The organism is Dubosiella newyorkensis, assembly GCF_001945605.1.
Lineage (GTDB): Bacteria > Bacillota_I > Bacilli_A > Erysipelotrichales > Erysipelotrichaceae > Dubosiella > Dubosiella newyorkensis.
Genome location: NZ_MPKA01000018.1, coordinates 1 through 943 on the forward strand (window position 1 = coordinate 1; position 943 = coordinate 943).

The window sequence follows — 943 nt, forward strand, 5'->3', positions numbered from 1 at the left end:
AGCTCGATCCTTTCGAGAACAGTCTCTTTCTTTTCTGCGGTCGGAAAACATCCTCAATCAAGGGGATCCTTTGGGAAGAGGACGGATTTCTTCTTCTTGCGAAGCGTCTTGACGAAGGAAAGTTCCAGTGGCCTAAAAACAATGACGAAGTGCTTCTTCTCAGCGAACAGCAGCTGAGATGGCTTCTCGAAGGTCTGGGGATCGAGCAGAAATGTTCGATCCCCAAAAGCCGGGCGACAAAGATAATGTAATCAAAAAAGCTTTATATAAAGTGGAATTTGTTTATTTCCCTTCTTTTTTGTGGTATAATTGAATTATGGAAAAGGAAAAACAAACGACGGTCGAAGTGGATAAAGAACAGCTCGAAAAGATGATCAAAGCCATAGAGGATTTGACTGTTCGGATCGAAGAGCTGAACAAAACGATCAAACACAAGGACGCGATTATTGAAAAGCTTCAGCGGATGCTTTTCGGAAAAAAGAGCGAAAAGGCAAGACATGCGGAAATGATGGCCAACATGCCTACGCTCTTCGATCTCGAATATCCGGAAGAAAGTCCTTCTTCTGCTCGTGCTCTCCAGAACATTCAGTATTCCAGAAAAAAACGCTGCTGGAACAAAGACGATCTGGGCGATGTCGAAAGAACCAAGATCGTGATCGAAGCTGCAGAGGAAGAAAAGAAGTGCCCATGGTGCGGCAAAGAAATGGAGAAGATCGGCGAAGAAAAGGTGAGGACGCGGGTAATCATAGAAGAGCCGAAAATCCGTATCGAAGAGATTGGTACTATGTCAAGTTTGAGGACAACCTAAATTTCTGTTTTTTGACAAATCCGAAAAAATTTGTTCCGCTTTCCATTGACTACGGGTCCCTATCCCTAAGAACCCATTTCTTGTTGCTTTTCAAACTCCCAGCTCTTGCTGCGGCTTGAAAAGCCCCAAGCTTAT

General features: G+C 44.0%; 2 protein-coding genes. Both read left to right on the top strand.

Going from position 1 to position 943, the window contains the following annotated elements; translation table 11 throughout:
- A partial coding sequence (gene tnpB, locus BO225_RS00260) for an IS66 family insertion sequence element accessory protein TnpB (protein ID WP_076340301.1) occupies positions 1–251 on the top strand: 251 nt, incomplete at its 5' end.
- Positions 252–316: 65 nt separating this feature from the next.
- Entirely contained in the window at positions 317–808 is a 492-nt protein-coding gene (locus tag BO225_RS00265) for an IS66 family transposase (protein ID WP_076340302.1), read from the top strand.
- Positions 809–943 lie beyond the last annotated feature (135 nt).

What these genes read in the sequence shown, in the direction of transcription:
- BO225_RS00265 (WP_076340302.1), top strand. Translation starts at nt 317, where the DNA reads ATGGAAAAGGAAAAACAAACGACGGTCGAAGTGGATAAAGAACAGCTC.